14 protein-coding genes and 2 pseudogenes are annotated in these 22459 nt (G+C 44.4%); 12 read left to right on the top strand and 4 right to left on the bottom strand.

Annotated elements, in window-relative coordinates; translation table 11 throughout:
• The first annotated feature begins 10 nt into the window (after positions 1–10).
• The 3 genes from bamB (at position 11) to ACXAFJ_RS10230 (ending at position 3677) form a co-directional block, all read left to right on the top strand.
• Positions 11–1171, top strand: a complete 1161-nt coding sequence (gene bamB / locus ACXAFJ_RS10240) for an outer membrane protein assembly factor BamB (protein WP_475323196.1) — start codon at positions 11–13, stop codon at positions 1169–1171.
• 300 nt (positions 1172–1471) lie between these two features.
• Positions 1472–2965, top strand: coding sequence for a ribosome biogenesis GTPase Der (der, locus tag ACXAFJ_RS10235; protein WP_475323195.1), 1494 nt, complete (start codon positions 1472–1474; stop codon positions 2963–2965).
• Positions 2966–3449: 484 nt separating this feature from the next.
• Positions 3450–3677, top strand: a complete 228-nt coding sequence (locus ACXAFJ_RS10230; protein WP_475323193.1) for a zinc ribbon domain-containing protein — start codon at positions 3450–3452, stop codon at positions 3675–3677.
• Between the two features lie 10 nt (positions 3678–3687).
• Here the strand turns inward: ACXAFJ_RS10230 and xseA are convergent, their stop codons facing one another.
• Positions 3688–5022, bottom strand: a complete 1335-nt coding sequence (gene xseA / locus ACXAFJ_RS10225) for an exodeoxyribonuclease VII large subunit (protein WP_475323191.1) — start codon at positions 5020–5022, stop codon at positions 3688–3690.
• 223 nt (positions 5023–5245) lie between these two features.
• Between xseA and guaB the strand changes: the two genes are divergently transcribed.
• The 4 genes and pseudogenes from guaB to ACXAFJ_RS10205 form a co-directional block, all read left to right on the top strand.
• A complete protein-coding gene (guaB, locus tag ACXAFJ_RS10220; protein WP_475323190.1) occupies positions 5246–6712 on the top strand; it encodes an IMP dehydrogenase in 1467 nt (488 codons plus the stop codon).
• Between the two features lie 74 nt (positions 6713–6786).
• Complete coding sequence (gene guaA, locus ACXAFJ_RS10215) at positions 6787–8340, top strand: glutamine-hydrolyzing GMP synthase (RefSeq protein ID WP_475323188.1); 1554 nt, start codon at positions 6787–6789, stop codon at positions 8338–8340.
• A 179-nt stretch (positions 8341–8519) separates the two neighbouring features.
• Complete coding sequence (gene tnpA, locus ACXAFJ_RS10210) at positions 8520–8966, top strand: IS200/IS605 family transposase (protein WP_475322979.1); 447 nt, start codon at positions 8520–8522, stop codon at positions 8964–8966.
• 264 nt (positions 8967–9230) lie between these two features.
• A pseudogene (locus tag ACXAFJ_RS10205) lies at positions 9231–10655 on the top strand (chitinase); the annotation flags it as partial.
• A 94-nt stretch (positions 10656–10749) separates the two neighbouring features.
• Here ACXAFJ_RS10205 and ACXAFJ_RS10200 read toward each other — a convergent pair.
• Complete coding sequence (locus ACXAFJ_RS10200) at positions 10750–12390, bottom strand: response regulator (protein WP_475323187.1); 1641 nt, start codon at positions 12388–12390, stop codon at positions 10750–10752.
• Positions 12391–12623: 233 nt separating this feature from the next.
• Between ACXAFJ_RS10200 and ACXAFJ_RS10195 the strand changes: the two genes are divergently transcribed.
• The gene (locus tag ACXAFJ_RS10195) at positions 12624–13577 is read left to right on the top strand and encodes a bile acid:sodium symporter family protein (RefSeq protein ID WP_475323186.1); all 954 of its coding nucleotides are present in this window, start codon (positions 12624–12626) and stop codon (positions 13575–13577) included.
• Positions 13578–13750: 173 nt separating this feature from the next.
• Here the strand turns inward: ACXAFJ_RS10195 and ACXAFJ_RS10190 are convergent.
• A pseudogene (locus tag ACXAFJ_RS10190) lies at positions 13751–15221 on the bottom strand (alanine/glycine:cation symporter family protein); the annotation flags it as partial.
• A 285-nt stretch (positions 15222–15506) separates the two neighbouring features.
• Positions 15507–16763, bottom strand: coding sequence for a D-amino acid dehydrogenase (locus ACXAFJ_RS10185; protein ID WP_475323185.1), 1257 nt, complete (start codon positions 16761–16763; stop codon positions 15507–15509).
• Between the two features lie 103 nt (positions 16764–16866).
• Here ACXAFJ_RS10185 and ACXAFJ_RS10180 point away from each other — a divergent pair, with 103 nt between their 5' ends.
• The 4 genes from ACXAFJ_RS10180 (at position 16867) to ACXAFJ_RS10165 (ending at position 22360) form a co-directional block, all read left to right on the top strand.
• The gene (locus ACXAFJ_RS10180) at positions 16867–17754 is read left to right on the top strand and encodes a LysR substrate-binding domain-containing protein (RefSeq protein WP_475323183.1); all 888 of its coding nucleotides are present in this window, start codon (positions 16867–16869) and stop codon (positions 17752–17754) included.
• 82 nt (positions 17755–17836) lie between these two features.
• The gene (locus ACXAFJ_RS10175; protein WP_475323182.1) at positions 17837–18796 is read left to right on the top strand and encodes an ion channel; all 960 of its coding nucleotides are present in this window, start codon (positions 17837–17839) and stop codon (positions 18794–18796) included.
• Positions 18797–18975: 179 nt separating this feature from the next.
• The gene (locus ACXAFJ_RS10170) at positions 18976–20928 is read left to right on the top strand and encodes a methyl-accepting chemotaxis protein (RefSeq protein WP_475323181.1); all 1953 of its coding nucleotides are present in this window, start codon (positions 18976–18978) and stop codon (positions 20926–20928) included.
• Positions 20929–21091: 163 nt separating this feature from the next.
• Positions 21092–22360 (top strand): O-acetylhomoserine aminocarboxypropyltransferase/cysteine synthase family protein, encoded by a 1269-nt coding sequence (locus ACXAFJ_RS10165; protein WP_475323179.1) that lies wholly within the window; start codon positions 21092–21094, stop codon positions 22358–22360.
• Positions 22361–22459 lie beyond the last annotated feature (99 nt).

Raw genomic sequence — 22459 nt, 5'->3', positions numbered from 1 at the left:
GTTGATGACTATGAAGAACTTGTTGAAAAAAGCTGTTTTAACGTCGTTGACGCTCGGTATCCTAGCTGGCTGTGCTTCTGAGGAAGATAACATCGTTATGGCGCCGGTTCCTGAGATTCAAAATCAGTTTGAGACTGATGTGACTTGGGAGACATCGGTTGGCAGCGGTGTAGGAGATTTTTTCTCAAAGCTGAAACCGACGTTTGCTTACGACAAAGTCTTTGTGGCCAGCCGAGATGGTGTAGTTAAAGCCCTTGCTCCGACCACAGGTGAAACATTGTGGGAGCTAGAATTAGATCAAGATTCTCCTCGTTTCTCGGGTGGGTTAACCGCGAGTTACGATCAGGTTTTTGTCGGTAGCGAAAACGGCGAACTTTACGCGATAAATCAAGCTAATGGCCAAGTTAACTGGGTCGCTCGTGAGCTAGGTGAAATCCTGACTGCTCCTGCTACCGACAGTAACTTGGTGATTGTTCATACCTCTCAAGGTAATCTAATTGCACTTGACCAAGGTACCGGCGAACAAAAGTGGGCGATTAGTACCGAATCACCAGCTCTATCGATTCGTGGAAGCAGCCAGCCAGTGACGTCTAGTGGCGGTGTATTCTGGGGTACGGCCAGTGGCCGACTTGCTGCGGCACTGGTAGAGCAGGGAAGATTGTTGTGGCAACAGCCTATCGGTACTCCGCAAGGATCAACAGAGATAGATCGCCTTGTAGATGTAGACTCTGCGCCAGTGATCGTGGGTCGTCTGCTATTTATCGTTGGTGTAAATGGCAACTTAACCGCGATTGATCTCAGCTCTGGTCAGCCAGCTTGGAAACGCAAATTTTCATCGGCTAACGATTTGGTAACCGATGGTAGCCAACTCTATGTTGTCGATGATCAAGACCATATCAGCGCAGTAGATGCCCGAAGTGGCACTGAGCTGTGGACTAACGATGAGCTAGAAAATCGTTTAGTCACGGCACCTACAGTATTTGAAAATAACATTGTTGTTGGTGACAGCGAAGGCTACTTACACTGGCTAGATAAAGAGTCTGGTGCATTTGTTTCACAGCTTCATGTAGATGGTAGCGGAATTGCAGTGGCTCCGATTATTTTGGATGACGGGTATCTAGTCGTTAGCCGCGATGGTGACATTGCTAAGCTGACCAAAGTATCAGAGTAATAGCATCCGAGTAACAGCGCTAGCTCAATCAATTTAATGTGATATACTTCGCAGTTGGCCCCAATCTGGCCTCAGATTGGGGCCGTTTTACAAATGGATGTTTGAATAACATACCTATTGCAGGTGATTTTATCTGCTGAATATCGCACGCTAAACTTAGCGAATAGTGAGCTTTATAAGTGACTTGAACAAGACCATTTTTTCATAGATGGACTTCTTCAGGTTGCTGTAAACAACCGTGGTGTATCAATAGCTTGTATCGGGTATACGCCATTAAAATTGAGATTTATTGAGGTTTCTATGATTCCAGTGGTGGCACTTGTTGGCCGTCCGAATGTCGGCAAATCAACACTTTTTAACCGACTGACTCGCACGCGTGACGCGCTAGTTGCAGATTTCCCAGGCTTAACCCGCGACCGTAAATACGGGCAAGCAAAGCTGGGTGACCATGAGTTTATTGTCGTTGATACTGGTGGTATCGATGGCAGTGAAGAAGGCGTAGAAACCAAAATGGCTGAGCAATCACTGGCGGCCATCGAGGAAGCTGACGTGGTGTTATTCATGGTGGATGGCCGCGCCGGTCTAACTCCCTCTGATCAAGCCATTGCGCTGCATCTTCGCAAGATCGAAAAACCTGCCATGTTGGTGGTTAACAAAGTCGATGGTATTGACGCTGATGCAGCCAGTGCTGAATTTTGGCAATTGGGTATGGACAAGATGTACCAAATTGCAGCAGCGCACGGACGTGGTGTTGGAGCGTTGATCGACAAAGCACTTAACCCGTTTGCTGAAGAGCTAGCAGAACAAAATGGTGAAATTGAAGATTTAACCGATTTTGAAGATGAAGAAGAGAAGGTTGAGTACACCGAGCAAGAAGCGGAAGCCGAGTTTGAGCGTCTGCAGGCTCAGCCAATCAAGCTAGCGATCATCGGCCGCCCAAATGTCGGTAAATCAACACTAACAAACCGCATCCTCGGTGAAGAACGCGTGGTGGTTTATGACATGCCCGGTACAACCCGCGACTCAATTTACATTCCGATGGAGCGTGACGGCCGCGAGTACGTTTTGATCGACACGGCTGGTGTAAGACGTCGTAAACGCATCAATGAAACCGTTGAAAAGTTTTCTGTAGTTAAAACGCTGAAAGCTGTTGAAGATGCCAATGTCGTGTTATTGGTGATAGATGCGCGTGAAAACATTTCAGATCAAGATTTGAGCCTGTTGGGCTTTGCACTCAATGCTGGCCGTTCAATCGTTCTTGCTGTTAATAAGTGGGATGGTCTGGATACCGATGTGAAAGAGCACGTTAAGAAAGAACTGGACCGCCGCTTAGGGTTTGTGGACTTTGCTCGTGTGCATTTCATTTCAGCATTGCACGGTACGGGTGTTGGGCATTTGTTTGAATCAGTTCAAGAAGCGTATAAGTCTGCTACAACTCGTGTAGGTACTTCAGTACTGACCAGAATTATGAAAATGGCGACTGACGATCACCAACCCCCTATGGTTCGTGGACGTCGTGTGAAGCTAAAATACGCACACGCGGGTGGTTATAATCCACCGATCGTGGTTATTCACGGTAATTTAGTGAATGATTTGCCAGACTCCTACAAACGCTACTTGATGAACTATTTCCGTAAATCTCTCGAGATCATGGGAACACCGATCCGAGTTCAATTCCAAAGTAGCGACAACCCATTTGAGAATCGTGGTGGTAAGTTGACCATATCTCAAGAGCGTAAACGCAAGCAAATGATGTCGATGCTCAAAAACCGTAATACCAAAGGAAAACGTTAAGTTTATCTTTGGCTAAGTTGAAACCTTTGAAAAGGCGCTGTTTATCAGCGTCTTTTTTTGTTTTTGATGGTTGGTTTATGGCAACAATCGTTAGACATGGTATCGAGCCTTCAACTGCTACGACTAATGTAGATAGCATCTAAACCTGTTTTAAACGGACATAAGATCGATTTTGAAAATTCTGATTATGGTAATTTACATTAATAATTTTAGATTTATATATCGATAAAAATCCATATGCAGGATATGTAACTTATGCTTTCGATGTGTGGTGATATAAATATTCTTTTTGGGGTAGATCGCTGATCAAAGTGGCTTTTACTTAAGATCAGATGAGGATCTTATCTCAAAGGTAAGATAAATCGTTAGTGCGCATGTATATTAGCTTATGATGAAAAATACCTGATTTGTGCGATCTTGATCAAAGCTTACAAGTAGAGATCGCGAGACCCTAAAAGCGAAAGTTTTTAGGTGAGCAAAGCGTATGAACAATGTATGTCCTCAATGTCAAAACGAATTAGATTGGCACAGCAACTATTTCTGTACCAGCTGTGAGGTTAGTTTTAAAAAACTGGCTTATTGCCCTGATTGTAATGATCAAATGGAAAAGATTAATGCATGTGGGGCGACCAGCTATTTTTGTAACAGCTGTAACGAACTGAAATCTAAATCGCGGGCTATGTTTGAATTTGTTCGAATGGAGGTGAATTAATACCGACGGTTTACTTTTTGACCACAGAACGAATGTTACCGCCTGCTACTCGAGTCACCAATACATCTTTATCAGTTACTTGGTTTGGATCGGTCACGACTTTGTTTTGTGCATCAAAGGTAATCGAGTATCCACGAGTTAGTGTTGCAAGAGGGCTATACGCATCCAGCTTTTCAAGTAATAACTGGTATTGATAAGTATGTTTGGTGAGCTTAGCTCGCATACCACTTTCTAGTCTTTCTGTTAGTGCGTTTAGAGCTTTAGTCTTATCTGTGATGGTTCGAGTTGGACTTTGCAACTCAAATCTTGAAGTGAGTTGGTCCAAAGTTCTACAGGTATCAACGAGGTTGCGCTGCATTGCTTTTTGCAACTGAATAGTAAGCTCATCTAATCGTTGCGACTGACTTTGTAATCGCTGCTGAGGATGTTGTCGGTCCAAACCAAACTTTAGTCTTTGTAAGCCAGCATTTTGTCGCAGAAGATAGTGGCTCATGACATTTTTTAACTGAAGTAATCTACTATCAATCGCTTGAGTTTTGTGGCTATTGTCACGACTAACAATTTCAGCGGCGGCAGAAGGAGTTGGGGCTCGTGAATCTGCAACAAAATCGGCAATGGTCACATCTATTTCATGACCAACCGCACTGATAATCGGAATCTGGCTGGAAACTATGGTTCTAGCAACGATCTCTTCGTTAAAGCACCAAAGATCTTCCATCGAACCGCCACCACGTCCAACAATCAGCACATCGACTTCATTTCGTTGATTTGCTCTACCAATTGCTTGGGCGATTTCAAACTCAGCACCTTTGCCTTGTACCTGAGTAGGGTAGATAACCACAGGCAAACTAGGATCTCGGCGCTTAAGTACGTCTAATATATCGTAAAGAGCTGCTCCGGTTTTAGAAGTCACAATACCGACGGCTTTAGGGTTTTCCGGCAGTGCTTGTTTACTCGCTTGTGCGAACAAACCTTCAGCGGCCAGCTTCATTTTTAAGGCATCGAATTCTTGTTGAAGTCTACCGTCGCCTTCTGGCTGCATACTGTCAACGATAAGTTGATAGTCGCCACGAGGCTCATAAAGAGACAATCTTGCTTTGACTAATACTTGTTGGCCATTTGCTGGTTTAAAGGTTACCCGTCGGTTATTGCCCTTGAACATGGCGCACTTGACTTGAGCTCGAGCGTCTTTAAGCGAGAAGTACCAGTGGCCAGAAACCGGAGTAGATAAGTTAGAAAGCTCGCCCACCAACCATACAATTCCCATCTCATTTTCTAGCAATAAACGAACGTCAGCATTTAGGCGAGAAACAGTATAAATATTGGGATTGTTAGAAACAGGCAAAGAGAATGGCCTAGACGTGAGTATGGAAATTAGCGGCAATATAATACATATCAAGGGGTGTAATGCAAATAAAAAATAAAAAAATGTGTAGTAAAGCGATTGCCTTGACCGTATAATGCGTCCGCAATATCCAGTCCAAAACAGTAATTTCGTGTCACAAAAACACGTTCTTATCGAGTTGAAGACACCTTTAAATCACCTCTAATTTTGAGAGATATTGCAAATGCTAAGAATTGCCAAAGAAGCGCTGACGTTCGACGATGTTTTGCTCGTACCAGCACACTCCACCGTTCTCCCAAACACTGCTGATCTTCGTACTCGTGTTACGAAAAACATTAGCGTTAACATTCCTATGGTTTCTGCGTCTATGGACACTGTGACCGAAGCTCGTCTTGCTATTGCACTTGCGCAAGAAGGCGGAATTGGCTTCATTCACAAAAACATGTCTATTGAGCAGCAAGCTGAACAAGTTCGACTAGTAAAGATTTTTGAAGCTGGCGTGGTTGCTCATCCCGTTACCGTTCGTCCTGAAGCAACGATTGCTGATGTTATGGCGCTAACTGAAAAGCACGGCTTTGCCGGTTTCCCTGTGGTTTCCGAAAACAACGAGCTAGTGGGCATTATCACTGGCCGTGACGTACGCTTTGTGACTGATTTAAGCAAGACAGTCGAAGTAGTCATGACGCCAAAGTCTCGCTTGGCGACGGTTAAAGAAGGTGCATCACCTGAAGATGTTCAGGAAGAAATGCACAAAGCTCGCGTTGAAAAAGTGCTGGTTGTGAACGATGAATTCCAACTAAAAGGCATGATCACAGCAAAAGACTTCCACAAAGCCGAGCGCAAACCTAATGCGTGTAAAGACGAGCAAGGTCGCCTTCGTGTAGGTGCTGCTGTTGGCGCTGGTGCCGGTAACGAAGAACGTGTTGCAGCACTAGTTGAAGCTGGTGTTGATGTACTACTTATCGACTCTTCTCACGGTCACTCTGAAGGTGTTCTTAACCGTATCCGCGAAACGCGTCAAGCGTACCCAAATCTTGAAATCATTGGTGGTAACGTAGCAACAGCTGCCGGTGCAAAAGCTCTGATTGAAGCTGGTGTAAGCGCAGTTAAAGTGGGTATTGGCCCGGGTTCTATCTGTACTACTCGTATTGTTACCGGTGTTGGTGTTCCTCAAATTACCGCTATTGCTGATGCGGCTGAAGTGGCTAACCAATACGACATTCCGGTTATTGCTGATGGTGGTATCCGCTTCTCCGGTGATATCTGTAAAGCAATTGCTGCTGGCGCATCATGCGTCATGGTTGGCTCTATGTTTGCCGGTACTGAAGAAGCGCCGGGCGAAATCATTCTTTACAACGGTCGTTCATACAAATCCTACCGTGGTATGGGTTCGTTAGGCGCTATGTCTCAAGGCTCTTCGGACCGTTACTTCCAATCTGACAACGCGGCAGACAAGCTCGTACCAGAAGGTATTGAAGGACGTATTGCATACAAAGGTCGTTTAAAAGAGATCGTACACCAGCAGATGGGTGGCTTACGTTCAAGTATGGGTTTAACTGGCTCTGCGACTATCGATGCAATGCGCACTAAAGCTGAGTTCGTTCGCATCTCAGGTGCTGGTATGAAAGAGTCTCACGTTCACGACGTGCAGATCACCAAAGAAGCACCTAACTACCGCATGGGCGACTAAACCAGCGCAACATTGCTAATGAGTTGGAGGCGGTAGCCTCCTCCCTTTCAGATTTGTAGAGAAGATTCCCTAACATGACTCAAAATATTCATGACCAACGTATCCTGATCTTGGACTTCGGTTCTCAATACACTCAGCTTGTTGCTCGCCGTGTTCGCGAAATCGGTGTTTACTGTGAGCTTTGGAGTTGGGATGTCGAAGAAGCGGACATTCGTGAGTTCAATCCTGACGGTATTATCCTTTCAGGCGGCCCTGAGAGTGTGACAGAAAATAATTCACCACGTGCGCCTCAATATGTATTCGATTCAGGTGTTCCAGTTCTTGGTGTATGTTATGGCATGCAAACCATGGCTGAGCAGTTGGGCGGTAAAGTTGCAGGCTCAACCGAGCGTGAATTTGGTTATGCACAAGTTCAGGTTTCTGGTGAATCAGCGATTTTTAAAGACCTTGAAGCGACCCAAGATGTGTGGATGAGCCACGGTGACAAAGTGGTTGAAATCCCGGCGGACTTTGAAAAAGTTGGTGAAACCGATACTTGTCCTTACGCGGCAATGGCGAACGAAGAGAAAAAATACTACGGCGTTCAGTTCCATCCTGAAGTGACTCACACTAAGCAGGGTAAACAAATGCTAGAGAATTTTGTTCTAGGTGTTTGTGGTTGTGAAGGACTGTGGACCGCAGAATCTATCATTGATGATGCTGTTGCTCGTATTAAAGAGCAAGTGGGCGATGATGAAGTCATTCTGGGTCTGTCTGGCGGTGTTGATTCGTCCGTAGTTGCTATGTTGGTTCACCGCGCAATCGGTCACAAACTGACTTGTGTGTTCGTAGACAATGGTTTACTTCGTCTAAACGAAGGCCAGCAAGTTATGGATATGTTTGGCGACAAGTTTGGCCTGAACATCATCAAAGTCGATGCGGAAGAACGCTTCTTAAAAGCACTTGAAGGTAAGAGCGATCCGGAAGACAAGCGTAAAACTATCGGCCACGTGTTCGTAGACGTATTCGACGAAGAATCGCGCAAGCTTCAAAATGCTAAGTGGTTGGCTCAAGGTACGATTTACCCAGATGTTATCGAGTCAGCAGCGTCTAAAACAGGTAAAGCTCACGTTATTAAATCTCACCACAACGTAGGTGGTCTGCCTGAAGACATGGAAATGGGTCTGGTTGAACCATTGCGTGAGCTATTCAAAGATGAAGTTCGCAAGATTGGTCTTGAGCTTGGTTTGCCATACAACATGCTTTACCGCCACCCGTTCCCAGGTCCAGGTCTAGGTGTTCGTGTTCTTGGTGAAATCAAAAAAGAATACTGTGACCTACTGCGTCGAGCTGATGCTATCTTCATCGAAGAGCTACATGCCGCGGATTTGTACGACAAAGTTTCTCAGGCTTTCACCGTATTCCTACCAGTTCGCTCTGTAGGCGTAATGGGTGATGGCCGTAAGTACGATTGGGTTGTATCGCTACGAGCGGTAGAGACCATCGACTTTATGACAGCGCATTGGGCGCATCTACCATATGACTTCCTGGGTAAGGTTTCTAACCGCATTATCAACGAAGTAGACGGTATCTCACGAGTGGTTTACGACATTTCAGGTAAGCCACCTGCGACGATTGAGTGGGAATAAGTCCTACTGCAGAACATCGATAAAAACCAAAGCCAGTGACCTGTTCACTGGCTTTTTAGTTTTCTAATCTTAAACCACCTTCTTTAGAAGGTGGTGATCGTTCCTTTGGGCTATGCCCGAAGAACGCTCATGTTCAAGATGTCCTCGTTTGTAACCAGCAAATTAAGGAAATAAAGAACATGAGCAGATATGAATCCGCTTCACACGTTTATTACAGGTGCCAGTACCACATAGTCTGGACACCCAAATACCGCCTGAAAATCTTGAAAGGAAATTTAGGTAAAGAGCTTTACCGCAGTATCTACATCTACAGCAACATGAAGAACTGTAAGGTTGTAGAGTTGAATGTTCAAGTAGACCATGTACACCTTGTCGTGAGATTGCCACCTAGTTTAAGTGTTTCGACATATATGGGCTTTGTAAAAGGACGAACCGCGATTCGCATGTTTAACAAATTTCCGTATTTAAGAAAGAAGAAATTATGGGGTAACAAATTCTGGCAAAGAGGCTACTTCGTTGATTCGGTAGGGATGAACGAGGAAATTATACGCAGGTATGTCCGGCACCAAGATCGTGTTGGAAAGGAAGAAGAAGAGCGTCAAATGCGTTTAGGGTTAGAAAACTAACAGTGAGCCCCCTTTTAGGGGGCCTTTCAAAGCCACCTGCTATGCAGGTGGATTTTTACTGGTGAAAATAAACGCCTTTCTAATCCAATAATCAAAAATGCAAAGTGAGATGGCTGTCTCTTTTATGAGAAACCTAAAAGCAACAAAAGTATTAGAGAAGCAAAAAACGCTCGCAAATTAACTATATTTCGAAACTATTCACTGCCTAATTGATAATTTGAGGAATAACCTGAAGTGGTTAACCCATCAATGTAGGTATTCAATATGAATAAGCTCTCTACACTCACATTATTGTGCTCTGCAGTTGTTGCTTCAGGCAGTCATGCCGCGCTCAATATTCGGCCTGATCCGTTAAACCCGACTGGGTTTGTCATGGATAGGACGGAAATTGAAGCTATGGAAGCCGCTCGAACCTCTGACCCTATGTACGCTATTTGGGCCAAAGCTTTGGAAACGCGTCCCAATACCGTGGTTGAATCTATTTTGCCAGGTTTAGCCAGTAACCCTGAGAATGTTAAACGAGTAGAGCGAATTTTCCCTCAAACCGAGTGGGATTTTCTGACTAAAATGGCTGCGCCTGAATACAGCTATACCAAATTGCTTAGGGCCATTGGTAAATTTCCTGCTTTTTGCGGAACCTATACCGATACGCGAGATTCGGATGCCATTTGTAAAAAGTCTATCATTACGGCATTTGCCCACTTTGCGCAGGAAACTGGCGCGCACATAACCAAAGAAAACACCTCAGATAACCCGCTTGGTCTTGAAGAGTGGCAACAAGCTTTACACCATGTTCGCGAGATGGGTTGGGTTGAAGGTCAACTTGGTTATCGTGATGGATGTAGCAGCACAGATACGTGGCAAGCGAGACGTTGGCCATGTGCACCAAATCAAGGCTATTTTGGTCGCGGCGCTAAGCAGCTGTCTTATCATTATAACTACGGACCATTTTCTGAAGTTATGTTTGATGGCGATGCAACGGTTCTCCTTAACGATCCCCGTCTAGTTGCAGATACTTGGTTAAACCTCGCTTCAGCGATTTGGTTCTTCTTAACTCCTCAAGCCCCTAAACCCGCTATGCTGCATGTTATTGATCGTACTTGGGTACCGTCGCAAAAAGAGTTGTTAGCAGGAATTGGTTATGGCTTTGGTACCACGATCAATGTCATCAATGGTGGTGTTGAGTGTGGTGAACACAACAAAACCAAAGGTCAGCCAGTAAACCGTATTCGTTATTGGGAAGGGTTAGCGGCTCACTATCAGATTCCAATTGAAGCGGATGAAGCTAATACCTGCTGGCAACAAATTCCGTTCGGAAGCCTAAACCTAGAAGGTGAAACCGATGTCCTTTATACCAACTGGGATGGCGATTGGACTCATACGCCTGATAACCCAACAGGGCACTCCTTTGCTTGTAAACTGGTAAGTTATCAAACAGCGTATTCTGCACTAGTTAAAGGTGACTACGAAAAATGTGTAACCAACCACTATTTAAGCCATCAAGATTGGCCTCAGGTTCGAGTGGTCGCCAAGTTAGATCCACCGCCGGTAGATCCACCAGTAAATGGCGTTCCTGCTTGGATAGAAACTAAGGTGTATAACAAACCGGATAAGGCGAGTTACAAAGGTAAAATCTATCAAGCTAAGTATTGGACACAAGGGGACATTCCTATAAATGGTGGACCTTGGGTTGAAGTGGTACAGCCTGTTACCCCATAGAGTTTGTATCTATCGAAAACTATATTTATTAAAGGCTTAATGTTCTAAAAGTACGAAAGCTTGATTAAGTGTTTGGAACGACGAGTTGTTCCAAACACTTTTTTAATTGCCCGAGTTTGATAGGTTTGGATATGGCAGCATTAGCACCGCATTGCAGAATTCTATCAGTATCATCTCCTACTACGGCTGCGGTAATGGCAATTATTGGGGTGGAAATGCCTTTCTCTCTCAGAGTGGATGTTAATTGATACCCGTCGCAGTTGGGCATCATAATATCGGTAAGAATGAAATCAAACTCGTTGCGATTCAATATCTCAAGCGCTTGAAGCCCGTTTTCTACCGGGCTTACTTTTGCTCCGGCTCTCTCCAGTACTTTCCACGTTAACATGCGTATCGTTGGATTATCTTCTGCCAGTAAGATTTGTTTATCAACAAGCCACGATTGATCTTTGGCTTGTTCACTATCTCTTGAGTGCTTAGAGTTTGCGAGCTCAACAATCAGTTTAATTTCAAATCCAGCACCACCATGACGACTGCTAAAGTAGCTTACATCTGTCTTTAGTTTTCTAGCCAGTTGTTTGACAATGGCCAAGCCGAGTCCGGTACCGTAAGCTTCAGTATCCCCTCTGCAGAACGGTTCAAACAATTCCTCAACTTTATTTTCAGGTATACCTTTTCCGTCGTCTTCGACCCAAAGTTGAATACGCATTGATTGTTCAAAGTGTTGGCAATTTAATGTTACCCAAATATTGTTACCACCCGAGTGAATAGCCGCATTTTTGACTAGGTTGATAACAACTTGTTTGAACGCTTGCTCATTATAAAAGCACTCTTTTTCAGACTCTTTGGTAAGCAAAAGGTGAGTCTCAATATGATGGGTATTGAGTACATCATGCAGTAATTTGATTGAGTGGCTAACCGATGAAGAAGGAGAAGAACAGGTCAAATGATTTTCTTCATTACCGTCAGGTTGCACTGCGAATTTCATATTATCAATCACATTGAGAAGTGATTCGGAGGTATCTGCAATCAACTCGCCATGGGGTTCTATGTCTCTGAGTTTTTGTTCTTCCATCAACATTGTCATTGATGCTACTGGAGTTCTCAGCTCGTGTGCAATAACCGAAAAGACTCCAGCTTGTTTTTGTGCTGAACGTTTTATCTCATCGGCGGTGCGTCTTATATGAGCAAGAAGGCTGCCGACAAAGAGCGAAAGTCCCACACACATAAATCCGATGATTAAGCCCCAAAACATCTGTAGAGAGGGCAAATCTGGGTTGGGGCTAATCTGTTGTATCAAATAAGCGGAACCAATATTCATAGAGAAAAGAAAAATACTGGTCGCTAGTGACCCCAAAAAGGGCACTAGGATAGGAGCAATCATTAGGTAAAAAGACAACGCCATATCTGAGTTGTTACGCAGAATGGTTGCGATCACTACACTGATCCAAATAGCTATGATGACGGCGACTCGGTGAGACGTACGAGTTTTTAGACTGACTAACGCAAAAAGGTTACCTAAAACATAAATTGTAGAAAGGATGAGAGCTTGCTTATGGTTGGGATCCCAAACTAGATTGCGATAAATAGCCACTAAGTAAAGAGGAAGAAGCAGTACACACATGACTTTTACAATGGCACTAGAATACTTGTCCATCATATCGACAGGCATAGTTGCAAGCAGAACTTGTTGCCAAAAAGCCATTTTGGGTGAGTATTGGGGAACCTGCCACATAGTTATTATTTTCTAGCCACAACCCATATTCTAAAGGTCAGACTGAGACCTCAACTCAAATATCTCTTATTTAACGTTAACTAAAGTGTAGTTGGAATTGTCTGAAAGCGTTGGAAAAACGACGGATGAGATACGGCTTAGCTCTGTACTTAACACAAAATTAACGTTAGTTTATTAATTCTTTTATCGAAATAGGAATCATTATGATCAGGATGGTCACTCAGTTGTTCCCTCTATGGGCACTACTTCTCTCATTTATTGCGTATTCATCTCCCGAATTATTTGTTGGGTTAAAAAGTTATATCGTACCGTTGTTAACGGTCATTATGTTAGCGATGGGTTTGACGCTTCGACCTCAAGACTTTACCAGTGTTTTTAATAAACTACCGGTCGTTGGTGTTGGTCTTGTTCTTCAATTTTCGGTCATGCCTATCGCTGCATTATTGATAAGCCTACTTATGGGGTTCGATAGCGAACTGACCGTCGGTATGGTTTTGGTCGGTGCAGTCGCGGGTGGTACCGCTTCTAACGTGATGTGTTACCTAGCGAAAGGGGACGTTGCTTTATCTATCACCATGACGGCTATGTCTACGCTTGTTGGGGTGGTTGCAACGCCGTTTATCGTTGAACTATTGGTCGGTGAGACGGTTGATGTTCCGGTCAGTGGCATGCTTGTGAGTTTAGTTAAAATTGTACTGGCGCCAGTGGTGATTGGTGTTGTCGCTAATGTGTTATTGAAGTCTGCAATTGATAAAATACAGCCAGTGCTACCTTTGATTTCTATGGTCGCAATAGTCACTATTATTGCGATTGTCGTGGCACTTAATGCCGAAAAACTTTCAACTATCGGTCCTCTGGTTGCTTTTGCAGTAATTTTGCATAACTCACTTGGGTTAATTTTTGGCTATTACGTCACCAAAATTTTGGGCTTTGACGATAAGACTTGTCGAACAGTTGCACTTGAAGTTGGTTTACAAAACTCTGGCTTAGCAACTGCGTTAGCAATGAAGTTTTTTACGCCCGCTTCCGCTATTGCCGGAACTATTTTCTCCGTTTGGCACAATTTGTCTGGTTCGGTTATGGCTGTCCTATGGGCGAGAAAAGTACAGCAATTTGGCGATGAAGAATCGCAGGGTAACCAGACTGCAGACGCCTAGTTAAGTTTGGATATTAGATAAAAATAAAGGACAGCCTAAGCTGTCCTTTTTTGTGTAAAACCTATAGGGGTAGGTTACACATGAGTAACTAGTTTTAAGTTACGCTGTTGGCTGTTGCACTTTTGGAGCTTCAGCAGAATCTTGGCTAGAAGCCTGCTGGCCATTCTCTTGCGCGTAACGATTTTCCCAGTAAGTAGCACCTTTAATGCCAAGCTTAACAGGGTTAAAAGTGAACTTAGTTAGGCCTTTACGCTGCTGCTCTTCGTAATCATGTAGAGCTTTAATAGCAGGTTTCGACATAAAGAAGATAATCAAAATACCTACAATATTTAGCCAAGCCATCAAGCCAACACCTACATCACCCATTGCCCATGCTAAACCAGCGCTCTTCACCGTGCCGTAGAAGACAACCGCAATGAGTACTGCTTTCAGCACGAACATCAGGCCATCAACTTTGATTGAACGTCGGATGTACGCCACGTTAGTTTCTGCAATGTAGTAGTAAGCCAGAATTGTAGTAAATGCGAAGAAGAATAACGCTAGTGCAATAAACAGTTTACCCACACCTGGGAACGCGCTTTCAATTGCATACTGAGTAAATTGAGGACCACTTGCGCTTACGCTTTCTGCTAGGTTCTGAACCAAGAAACCTTCAGCACCGTGTACGTTGTAGCTGCCAGTAATGATGATCATAAATGCAGTTGCTGAACATACTAGTAGCGTATCAATGTAAACAGAGAACGATTGAACAAGACCTTGCTGAGCTGGGTGGTCTACGTTCGCCGCTGCCGCTGCGTGAGGACCTGTACCTTGGCCTGCCTCGTTAGAGTAAACACCACGTTTCACACCCCAACCGATTGCCGCACCAACACCTGCCATAGGAGTAAATGCATCAGCCATGATGATACCGATAACCGCAGGAACCTCAGTAACGTTCAGTAGCAAGATTACAAATGCTGTGATGATATAAGCCAAAGCCATGAATGGCACAACAACTTGAGTGAAGTTCGCAATGCGCTTAACACCACCAAAGATGATAAAACCTAAGATTACCGCAATGATAGTACCAGTTAGAATTTTGGCAAAGCTGATTGTACCCAGCGCAGTTTCAATCATGGCACCAGAACCAAATGCCGTCTCAACCGCATTACCAATACTGTTTGATTGAACACCCGGAAGTAGCACACCACACGCTAGGATAGTCGCAATAGCAAAAATCCATGCATACCATTTTTGACCCATACATTTTTCAATGTAGTAAGCTGGACCACCACGGAATTGACCGTTATCTTCTTCTTTGTAGATTTGCGCCAACGTTGATTCTGCATAGGCAGTTGCAGCACCAAAAAAGGCAACAACCCACATCCAGAAAACAGCACCTGGACCACCGAAACCGATCGCAGCTGCAACACCTGCGATGTTACCCGTACCCACGCGGCCTGAAAGAGAGACGGCAAGAGCTTGGAATGAAGAAATACCTTCTTCCGAAGACTTACCTGAAAAAAGTAGGCGCCACATTTCGCGGAATTGACGAACTTGCACAAAGCGAGTCATCACGGAGTAGAACAAACCAGCTCCTAAGCATAGATAAATCAATGCTGGGCTCCAGATTATTCCATTTAGAAAATCAACTATAGACTGCATTAGTATATTCCCTGTTGATGTTAATGGTTTATAAAGGAAGCGAGATATTAATCTTTTTGTAACTAGATTGTTAACTTTTTTATGCTTTGGAAATCGTTTGCGTGAGATTGGGCACAAAACTTGACCAATTTAATATAACCAGTTTATTTCGATTAAAAATCAACCACATTTAGTTAGTTGCTCGAAATAATTTAATTTTGCTGGTTGAAAATTGTGCATTGGCGATAGGGTTGAATTCTCATTCATCACTGCAAAATAACCATGTTCTAGTGATTAGCTCTGAAGCTAAGTGTATCTAAGCAGGTTGTATTCGCTTTCTGCGTAAAAACTGTTCGACTTCCCTTCAATTATATCGCTCAGGTACTTGGCTGAGCCGCAGGCTAGTGTCCAACCGAGGGTGCCATGTCCGGTATTTAGGTAGAGATTTTGAAAGGAAGTACGGCCTATAAGCGGTGTGCCATCTGGGGTCATGGGCCTCAAGCCGCTCCAAGTCTCAGCCTGTTTAAAATCGGCCTGATTTGGAAAGAGTTCGCGAATCACATGTTGAAGTGTGTCTAATCGTTTTGTCGGTGTGCTTAGATTAAAGCCTGCTAATTCAGCGGTACCTGCCACTCGCATTCTATTTTTGAAGCGTGTAATTGCCACCTTGTAGGTCTCATCCATTATGGTGGATTGAGGAGCAGGAAGGTTTTCATCAACAGGCAGGGTTAACGAATAACCTTTTACCGGATAGATGGGTAAGTTGATCCCAAGATTTGAAAGCAAAAATTTAGAGTGGCTACCCATTGCGACAACAAGATGTTCAACAGTGACGTCACCTTGATCTGTGGCTACATGGGTTACTCGGTTCTGATTGTAAACCAAGCCTTCAATTTGGGTATTGAATAGAAATTTGACTCCAGCTTGTCGGGCACGCTCAGTAAGTGCTTGGCAAAACTTAAAGCAATCTCCGGTTTGGTCGTTTGGAAGTAATAATCCACCTTTTATTTTTTCCATTACTGGGCGGAGTCCAGGTTCTTGAGCTAAGCACTGTTCGGGTGACAACAGTTTGAATGGCGTGCCGTAGCGCGCCAATATTTCCATATCTTTCTGTACGGCTTCAACTTGCTTTTGGGTGCGGAACAGTTGCAAGGTTCCCTTTTGTTGTCCCTCGTATTTAAGATCTAATTCAGTATTGAGGCGATTGAGTTCAACTTGGCTTAAGTTAGCCAGTGAGATCATTCGCCCCTTATTGATTTGATACTTGTTAGTGGTGCAGTTACGCAACATGGCAAGTGACCATTGGTACTGCCATAAATCTGTTGTCGGTTTGAATTTAAGTGGCGCTCTTTTCTCAAACAACCATTTTAACGCTTTGAAAGGTACACCAGGAGCGGCCCAAGGTGCTGAATAACCAAAAGAGATTTGTCCTGCATTAGCGAAGCTTGTTTCCAACCCGCTACTTGCTTGGCGGTCTATCACGGTAACCTGATGACCTGCTTTTTGCAGATACCATGCTGTGGTTAATCCAATCACGCCACTGCCCAATACAGTAATGTCCATCGCAAAATCTCAATATGTATTCGATTGGCGACAATTTCACTGATTTACATTTTTTAAACAATCGATAAAAATTGGTTGATGTGTATAGAAAAACTAAACGCTAATGAATCACTTCAACCTAAACGGTATACAGCAGGCACTGGTGATTGCCGAATGTCGCAGTGTGACAGGTGCAGCTAAAAAGCTTCATCTGACACCCGGTGCGGTGAGCCAGCAGCTTATAAATCTTGAAGGAAAGCTTGGGTTTAAGTTGTTTGAACGACAAGCGAGAGGAGTGCGGTTAACTGATAAAGGGCGGCTTTTATTGGAACAGCTGAGCCCGCATTTTGAGGCGATCCAGCTGGGTTTGCAGCAGAGCCAGCAACAAGTCGACATCGAAAGTATTCGATTAAAGTTAACACCCTCTTTTGCATACAAATGGTTAGTGCCGCGTTTAGAAACCTTTCACGAACAACACCCCGATATTCAAGTCCAAATCTTTGCCGAAGGTGCATTGGTCGACAGTGGCAGCCAAGACTACGACATTGCCATCGATTACGGCGAGCTACCGTACCAAAACAAGAATGCACAGCTGCTGTTTGAAGAGTGGTTGATTCCCGTTGCTAAAACTAGTTATCGCAAAAAGATATCCGATGCGCGAACGGGCGCTATTTTATGGGAAAAAGCGCTCCTACTTCACGATGCGATGCCTTGGTCTGGCTCTCCCTCTAATGGCGAGTGGTCTCATTGGTTTCAATCAGTTGGTATTCGTGTTGATAGTAACAAAGGGCACTTTTTTAATCGAACTGACATGGCAATGGCGGCCGCTGAAGCCGGAGTAGGCGTCGCGTTGGCCAGACAAGCTTTGTTAAGCAGAGAGCAGGCGACTCTCGAGTCATTGCATAACCCGATACCCGCCAATGCTGGGTATTTTGTGGTAACCAACCAGGTTACGCCATCAATACAAAGCTTTGTCGATTGGCTGCAATCGCAAGTGAGTCGCTACGCTTGACTTGATAGATTTGTTATTAATATTGCACCTCGCGCATCCCCATCTACACTTTTATCAATAAGTGAATTTCTGTAGAGGGTTTATGGCAGGTCACGACAAACATTGCAGTTATGTGTCCCCTGATGGCTGGCAGTGTACTGAATCCGCAAATGAATCTGGACTGTGCTATTGGCACGATCCCAAAATCGATAAAAGCCAAGATGATGTAAAACACCAAGTGGAAGACTGGGCCAAAGCAGGTAAACCCTTAGATGGATTTCAATTGGCGCGCACCAATTTGGAAGATATCAACTTAGTTAAGTCTGGTAGCAAACATGGTTACTCATGTCGTGACGCTGATTTCTACCGAGCGAACTTGTCACACGCGCATTTTTTTCGATTAGACCTACGTGGCACCTCATTGATGAAAGCCAAACTATTTGGGGCCAACTTGCACTGTGCTCGTCTAGATGGGTGTAATGTCCTTGGATCAGATTTTAGCCGTGCTCGTTTAGAAAATGTATTTTGGGGTAAGTGTTTTAAACAAGAGGAACATGCCAAGCAAGCAAAAAAACAGGGTGACCATGAGTTGGCAAAAAGTCTCTATCAAGAGGCGGAAGAAGTGTGTCGTAATATCCGCAAACAATGTGAGAAACAAGGATTGTTTGATGCCGCTGGTGTGTTTTTCAAAAAAGAAATGCGCTTTCGTCGTTATCAATTACCCAAGCTAAGTCTTAAACGCTGGATTTCAAAGGCGGTTGATCTATTTTGTGGCTATGGGGAAGAGCCAATTCGGGTAGTGTTGTTTTCGATTCTAATGATAGTGACCTGTGCCAGCGCCTACTTTGTTCTTGGCACAGTGAAAGTGCCGGAACAGGAAACGAGCTATATTGTCGATTTCCTCAATGCCATGTATTTTTCTGTGGTGACGTTTACCACATTAGGGTATGGCGACATATCACCTGTGGGTTGGGCTCGAGTGATTGCGGCTGTAGAAGCTTTTTTGGGGAGTTTTACCATGGCATTGTTCGTGGTTGTGTTCGTCAAAAAGATGACTCGATAAATTTAATTGTGAATTTTTTGTTACAGAAAAACTGGTTGGTTTTCAGTGTGAAATAATCAAATCCTCTCAATAATCATTCGTATTTCGTGTTAATTCTATCAACGATGGTGTGAAAAATTGCGGCCTGTTGCTATGTTTTATGTTGCATATTCTAATAAAAAAGCTCGCAGGAGTGCAGCATGAAATTCAGTTATCGCGTCAAAGGCTGGCTGCTTATCGCTAGTATCCTCCCCGTGGTTATTGCGCTAGGTTTTTCAGTAAACAGTTCTATCAAAAGTGTCCATCAGTTAAACAACTCTAAATTAGTCGGGCTTCGCGATGTGAAGCAAGCGCGTCTCGATGAGCTATTCGTTCGATATCAAAAAAACATGCAAGCGATAGCAAACGTCGTAGAGAATGAGTTGGAGTACTCCCAACCTGAAGACTTCGATGAGTTATTACAAACGCTCTACGACCAACTCGACTTCTACGATATTTTTATCATCGAACCTGATGGTTACGTGACGTATACGGTAGCCAAAGAGTCTGATTATCAAACCAACCTTTTAACCGGACCATACGCCAGTTCCGGGCTGGGGCAACTATTTTCAAAGATTCGGTCTGGTCAGTCATTTGCCTCGGCAGACTTTGCACCGTACGCTCCGTCTAACAACGAACCAGCTGCGTTTATTGGCTCTGCCATTAATGTCGATGGCAAAAGGTGGGTTGTGGCGACTCAACTTTCTATCGATGGCATTAACGAGTTGATGAACCTTCGTAATGGCATGGGGGAAACGGGTGAGACCTATTTGGTTGGCCCGGACTTTCGCATGCGTTCCGATTCGTTTCTTGACCCCATAGGTCATTCTATCAAGGCTTCGTTTGCGGGCACCATTGAGCAAAATGGTGTGCAAAGCGACGCGGTAAAACGGGCAATGCGCGGTGAAACGGGGGTAGATATCATCATTGATTACAACGGTAATCCAGTTCTGTCTGCTTATACTCCCGTCGAAATGTACGGTTATCGTTGGGCTTTAATGGCTGAAATTGATGAAGCCGAGGCCAATATTCCAGTTTGGGATCTAGTACAAATCAATACTTGGGTATTGGGCTTTGCTTTAGTTGGAGGTTTGGCCGTAGCGTTCTACGTGACGAAAGAAGTAATGATCCCCTTAGGCGGAGAGCCGGATGAAATGCGCGCTTTAATGGAACGATTGGCAGGAGGAGATCTTAGTGTCCAGGTTCAATCAGATAACGAACATAGCGTCAAAGGTGCATTGGCAATTATGATCAACGAGCTGACTAGTATTATTAAAGAGATACATGATGCAGCTTCTCAGTTGGCCGCGACCTCGGAAGAGTTGAGCGTGGTAACGGAGCAAACAGAGAAAAACTTGATCGGTCAAAATCAAGAATTGGAGCAAGCCGTCACAGCTGTCAATCAGATGGCGGCGTCTATCAATGAAGTCGCAACTAATGCCAGTACAGCTTCGGATCAAGCTTCGACCGCAAACGAAGAATGTCAGCAAGAAATCATCCGGGTTAGGAATACAATAGAGACTGTTTCTCAGCTGGTGGACCATGTTTCTGGTGGCAGTACGTCGGTTGCTGGCTTGGCAGAAAAAGTTTCGGATATCAATGCTTTGATAGATGTAATTCGCGGCGTGGCGGAACAAACTAATCTATTGGCATTGAATGCAGCGATAGAGGCGGCAAGGGCAGGGGAAAGTGGACGTGGTTTTGCAGTAGTTGCAGATGAAGTGCGCAATTTGGCGCAAAGAACACAAAGCTCGACTGAGCAAATCGAATCTATGGTGTCTGCCATCAACGAACAAACTCAATCAACGGTCAACCTCATTGAAAACTGTCAACGCGAAGCGGATATCGCTCGAGATCAGGTCAATCAGACCGGACAAACCATAGAGTCTATGGTGACGGCGATGCAAGAAATTAGCGACAGAACGGTATCGGTCGGTGCAGCAACAGAAGAGCAAGCTTCGGTTTCATCTGAAATCGACCGGAGCTTGGTTATGATCAGGCAACTATCTAACGATAACGCGTCTGGAGCGCATGAAATCTCAACGTCCAGTTTGGAGCTTGCTCGAGTAGCCGGAAATCTCAAAGAATCGGTGGATATGTTCAAAATTGCTTAGTTGGATATTTAATAGCGTATTTAAAAGCTCTGAGTATTCAGGGCTTTTTTGTTTTCGACGTGGTGCTAGTTGTGAGGGAGATTGCATAAAGTTTGTCGTTAGTTATGTCATTATGCCTGTACGATTTTCAAACCCTGAATTTTAAAACCGGAAAGGATGCACAATGAAAGACGAGACGCTTGCGATTCATCATGGTTACGAAACTGACCCAACGACTAAGTCAGTCGCCACGCCCATTTATCAAACGGTAGCCTACGAGTTTGACAACGCACAACACGGTGCGGACCTATTCAATTTAGAAGTGCCGGGTAATATCTACACACGTATTATGAACCCGACTAATGACGTACTTGAACAGCGTATGGCGGCACTGGAAGGTGGTATTGCAGGGTTATGTGTCAGCGCGGGTAGTGCGGCCATTAACTATGCGATTCTCACTTTGACAGAGGCTGGCGATAATATTGTGTCTACCCCTCAGTTATATGGTGGAACCTACACCTTATTTGCACATATGCTGCCAAAACAAGGCATTGAAGTTCGCTTCGCCAAAGACGATTCGCCTGAAAGCTTAGCAGAGCTTATCGATGACAAAACTAAAGCGGTTTACTGTGAGAGCATTGGTAACCCGGCGGGTAACATTGTCGATTTAGAAAGAATATCCGAGCTCGCTCATGCGCAAGGCGTTCCTGTAATTGTAGACAATACGGTCGCAAGTCCGGCAGTTTGCAAACCGATTGAATTTGGTGCGGATATCGTAGTTCACTCACTGACTAAATACATTGGTGGCCACGGCACAACATTGGGTGGCGTCATTGTTGATTCGGGTAAATTCCCGTGGGCTGAGCACAAAGATCGCTTCCCCGTATTGAATCAACCTGAGCCTTCCTACCATGGTGTGGTTTACACAGAAGCCTTTGGCCCTGCAGCATTTATTGGACGAGCACGCACTGTACCGCTTCGCAATACTGGCTCAACGCTTTCACCAATGAATGCGTTTATGTTGATGCAAGGACTAGAGACGTTGTCTTTGCGAATGGAAAGGCACACTGAAAACGCACTTAAAGTCGCCGAATATCTTGAGAAGCACGACAAAGTAAGTTGGGTGAGTTACGCAGGACTGTCAAGTTCTCAATACTATCCATTGGCGGAAAAATACATGAAGGGTAAACCTTCGGCTATTTTGTCGTTTGGTTTAAAAGATGGATATGAAGCCGGAGTACGTTTTTACGATGCCCTAAATATCTTTAAACGTCTTGTGAATATCGGTGATGCTAAATCACTAGCTTGTCACCCCGCTTCAACCACGCACCGTCAGTTATCCGAAGACGAACAGCGCAATGCAGGGGTATCACCTGAGATGATCCGCTTGTCAGTAGGCATTGAACATATCGATGATATCTTGGCTGACCTTGAACAAGCGCTTAACGCTTAAACTGAATTTAACTGTCTAAAATAAAAATCGCCACCGTAAAGGTGGCGATTTCAATCCAGTTTGTATTTAGTGGCTCAGTTTAAAAAGCCTTAACGAAGA

It is taken from the genome of Vibrio sp. ABH4_348 (genome assembly GCF_056159765.1).
This window is presented reverse-complemented; position numbering and strand designations above follow the sequence as displayed.